We start from the raw sequence: 4366 nt of genomic DNA, 5'->3' as shown, positions 1-4366 counted from the left end.
TTATTCTTCTGTATTTGAAACATAATCGCGCGGCGAACCGTCCCAACTAAGCCTATCACGGTTGTATGTTTGAGATGTGCCAAGCGAAAGTCAGTGATCGGATCGCCGAGCGATGGGTTGTAAGCTTCCCTAAAAATAGGAACGATTAAAACTGGAAAATAAATCGTTTACTTTTAACTTGGGAAAACATGAAAAAGACCCGCTACACCGAATCACAGATCATCAGCATTCTCTCGGAACAAGAGAAGGGCAGGAAACTGCCAGATCTCTGCCGCGAGTATGGTATTAGTCAGCAGACCTTCTACAATTGGAAAAACAAGTACGGGGGCATGGATGTCAGCGCTCGGCGCCCGACCAACTTAAGAAGCTTAGAGAACTAGAAGAGGAGAACCGTAAGCTCAAACAGATGTACGCTGATGTGAGTCTTCAACGAGATGCTCTAAAGGATGTGATCGCAAAAAAGCTCTGAGGCGGGGCCGCCTAGGCCTGGCGAGAAGCGCGATCTGGTGAGCTACTTGAACAAGGCACATCGGATTAGCATTCGGCAGGCCTGCAAACTATTGTTGCTGGCAACTTCGGTTTATTATTACCGACCTAAACGGAAAGACGATGATCAAATCCGCGACCGTTTGGCTGAGCTAGCGACGGTGAACACTACCTGGGGGTTCTGGCTGATGTTCCATCGTTTGAGAAACTTGGATTATCAGTGGAACCACAAACGAGTCTATCGGGTGTATAAGGAAATGAGGCTTAACCTACGTCGCAAGTACAAAAAGAGGCTTCCAGCTAGGGTGAAAGAACCACTACTGCAGCCGATCTTTCCGAACGTAACGTGGAGTATGGACTTTATGCATGATGGATTGATGCAGGGCAGAAAGTTTAGATCATTCAACGTGATTGATGACTATAACCGAGAGGCACTGAACCTGACTATTGACACTAGCATCAGTAGCAGACGAGTAATCCGGGAACTAGACAAACTCATTGCTTGGCGGGGAAAGCCTGATAATCTCAGGGTAGACAATGGCCCAGAGTTCATAGCTGCTAGACTGGCTGAATGGTGCGAGAAAAAGGGGATAGTGTTGAAGTTTATTCAAAAAGGCAAGCCTACGCAGAATGCCTACGTTGAGCGTTTCAATCGCACCTTCCGACAAGAAGTGTTAGATAACTATGCTTTTGAGAGCTTATCACAAGCACGGAAGCTGTCCTCAGCTTGGATGTGGATGTATAACAACGAACGACCACATAGCTCGCTGAAGTACATGACACCGCGGCAGTTCCTGTTGAAATATGGAAAACTCTCCATCGAGTTTCCCACATTCCAACAGGATAGCAGCTACAACTGGAAATCTCTAATTACAAATGTTCCTAACTAAGGGAAGCTTACAGCTACTTCAATGAAAATGAATTAAGAACTAAAGAACAATCAGTAAGGCTTGAAACGAATCTAGTGTAAACCCTAATCTATAACTTGTGTGAAGGATGTATCTTAACGAACATATAAAAAAGATAAATGTCCATAAAATTTCTTTTTCCCTACATTCTTCTACTCTCACTTCAAAGTTGCTCATTCTCAGTTAAAATATTAGGAAGAGTTATCGACAAAGAGACAGGAGTACTAATATTAGGAGCTACGGTTAATTTGTTAGAGGGTTAGAGACATAAAAAAGACAGACAGCGCGGGGCTTTTTGAAATCTTCTCAGAAATCAGGCCTTTTGAAGACCCAACAATATTGGTGACAAAAAAGGATATAAACCTTTTCATATTAGAATTGAAGACTCTAGTGAAGAAACGAAGTACATTATTAAATCTGAGTCAACTTCCGTTGACTTTGATGAACCAGTTTATCCTGACCCAAATAATCGCAAGACTTTTATAAATGGTACTTGGATTGACAAGTGGAGTAAAGAATTTAAGAGTGGAGATACATTGACTATTTACTTGGGAAGAGAAGATAGAAAGGCAGAGATTGAAAGGGCAAAAAATGAAATGCGGAATTCAAAGTAAAAGATACTTCAGCTAACATTGTGTAAGTACTATGGTTTGGCTGAAGCCCCGCATCAGCACCTATTCAAATCGTTAGGTACAGTCTAAATTGGCGAAATGCCGCACACTATTCATATGAACCTAGTACGGAACAAAACGCTAAGCTCAAACTTTATCTACTGCCAACTTATAGGTGGGGTCTTCCAGTACATTCACCTCAATGATTTCTTCAGCATCCCGAAGTAGTTTTTTACAATCGGGGCTAAGGTGTTTGAGGTGGACTTTTTTACCCACTTTCTGGTAGCGCTCCGTAATTTTATTTAAAGCTTCAATCGCTGACATATCGACCACCCGGCTCTCTTCAAAATCAATTACAACTTCATTGGGATCACTGAGTACATCAAACTTGGAGTTAAAGGTAGTTATGGAGCCGAAGAACAGTGGGCCGTAGATTTCGTAGTGCTTTACTCCTTCTTCGTCAATGTGTTTACGGGCCCGAATCCGTTTGGCATTATCCCAAGCAAATGCCAGAGCAGAAATAATTACTCCAACAACTACGGCTAAGGCCAGATTGTGCAAGAATACGGTTACTAAGGTTACCGTTATCATAACGAAAATGTCGGAAGCAGGCATTCTGTTAAAAGTGCGTAAACTAGCCCATTCAAACGTGCCAATGGCTACCATAATCATTAGGCCGGTCAGCGCGGCCATCGGTACTAATTCAATAAGACTAGAACCAAACATAATGAAGCTGAGTAATAGCAGCGAGGCAACAATCCCCGAAAGGCGAGCTCGCGCTCCTGAAGAAATATTGATTAAGCTCTGGCCAATCATAGCACAGCCGCCCATGCCACTAAATAGTCCCGACAGAGTATTAGCTAGCCCTTGAGCAACCGCCTCTCGATTACCTTGACCGCGAGTTTCGGTAATCTCATCAATAATATTGAGTGTTAAGAGGCTTTCAATGAGCCCTACCGCTGCTACTATAGCTGCGTAGGGAAAGATAATTCGTAGCGTTTCTAATGTGAAGGGCACATTCGGAATATGAAAAGGAGGGAATCCACCCGCAATGCCCCCGGGGCCAGCCATATCACCTACCGAGGTAGTTTTAATACCAAACGCCACTACGATACCCCAAACAGCTAAAATAGCTACCAGCGCTGCCGGAATAGCCTTAGTCAGCTTAGGTAGTCCCCAAATAATTAGCATTGCCAAAGCAACCAGACCCCCAAAAACGTAGAGATCACGGCCACTCATCCAGTCACCGTCACCATCCTGAAACTGTACGAGCTGACTCATAAAGATGACAATAGCCAGACCATTGACAAAGCCAAAGATGGCGGGGTGCGGGACTAAACGCATTAGCTTGCCCAAACGAAGGAACCCTGCGGCCATTTGGAGCAGTCCGGCTAAAATAACGCAGGCAAAAATGTACTCCGGTCCATGAGATTGAACGAGAGCGACAATAACCACTGCCACCGCCCCGGTTGCGCCCGAAATCATGCCCGGTCGCCCCCCTAAAATTGAAGTAACTAGACCCATTACAAAGGCAGCGTAGAGTCCGGTAAGTGGACTCAGCCCGGCAATGAGCGCAAAGGCAACTGCTTCGGGCACCAATGCCAACGCAACGGTGAGTCCTGATAAAATTTCAGTTTTATAATCAACCTTCTGAGAAAGGTCAAACAAGTTAAAATACTTCTTCATAAATACGAGCGCAACCGTTTATGCTTAGCTTAACTGCGTGAGTAATAATCGTAAAAAGAAAACGGTGTTAGGTTGGTAGGAATCCCGAGGCGAATAGCAACGTAGTCAGTACAATTAAAAATGATTAGAGCCGAGGGTAGATTTCAAGGGGGCAAAGGTAGTATTTCCTACTTAAGAAAACCTATAGAATGCTAAAAAGAAATAGAAATATTAAAGTATACTTATATCTTTTAGCAATTTGGCTCACACAATGTGTTAAGCACAGAATCTTGTGAGCGGTAAAGGAACCATTATATTAATATTTATCATAATAGGATTCGGGTTCGTTTTGCTTGAAGTTCTGATTTAGTTAGAAATCTTGTATTTTACTGCCTAATCAATAACCTAACAATGAAATACCCACGCACTACAGTATCGCGAAAAGATTTTTTAAAGCTACTTGGACTAGGCACGGCTGCCGCTACAGTACCGATCACCTCTTCTATGGCCGCGGTGGATACAGCCACTGTGGATACAGCCGCTGTGAATACAGCCTCGGTGCCTATGCATAACGTAGATCAAGCTCTCACCTTAGGTTTGGCTTCTTATACACTGCGTTCACTTTCTTTAGATGATGCACTGAAGGTAGCTAAGCGGCTAAAGCTTAATCATATTGCTCTTAAGAGTATGCACTTA

Annotated in this window: 1 protein-coding gene and 2 pseudogenes; 2 read left to right on the top strand and 1 reads right to left on the bottom strand. The window is 43.5% G+C overall.

Going from position 1 to position 4366, the window contains the following annotated elements:
* Positions 1–188 precede the first annotated feature (188 nt).
* Positions 189–1376 (top strand): annotated as a pseudogene (locus WBA23_RS13560) (IS3 family transposase).
* 776 nt (positions 1377–2152) lie between these two features.
* On the opposite strand, the gene WBA23_RS13555 reads toward WBA23_RS13560, so the two are convergent.
* Complete coding sequence (locus tag WBA23_RS13555; protein WP_424582814.1) at positions 2153–3691, bottom strand: SulP family inorganic anion transporter; 1539 nt, start codon at positions 3689–3691, stop codon at positions 2153–2155.
* Positions 3692–4081: 390 nt separating this feature from the next.
* On the opposite strand from WBA23_RS13555, the pseudogene WBA23_RS13550 reads away from it, so the two are divergent.
* Positions 4082–4366: pseudogene (locus WBA23_RS13550) on the top strand (hypothetical protein); the annotation flags it as partial.

The organism is Tunicatimonas sp. (assembly GCF_049647865.1).
In the GTDB taxonomy this organism is placed as follows: domain Bacteria; phylum Bacteroidota; class Bacteroidia; order Cytophagales; family Cyclobacteriaceae; genus Tunicatimonas.
Note: the sequence above shows the minus strand (reverse complement) of the source record. Positions and strands in the feature narration are given on the sequence as shown.

Excerpts from the sequence above, each read along its gene's own strand:
- WBA23_RS13555 (WP_424582814.1), bottom strand. The coding sequence starts at position 3,691 with ATGAAGAAGTATTTTAACTTGTTTGACCTTTCTCAGAAGGTTGATTAT.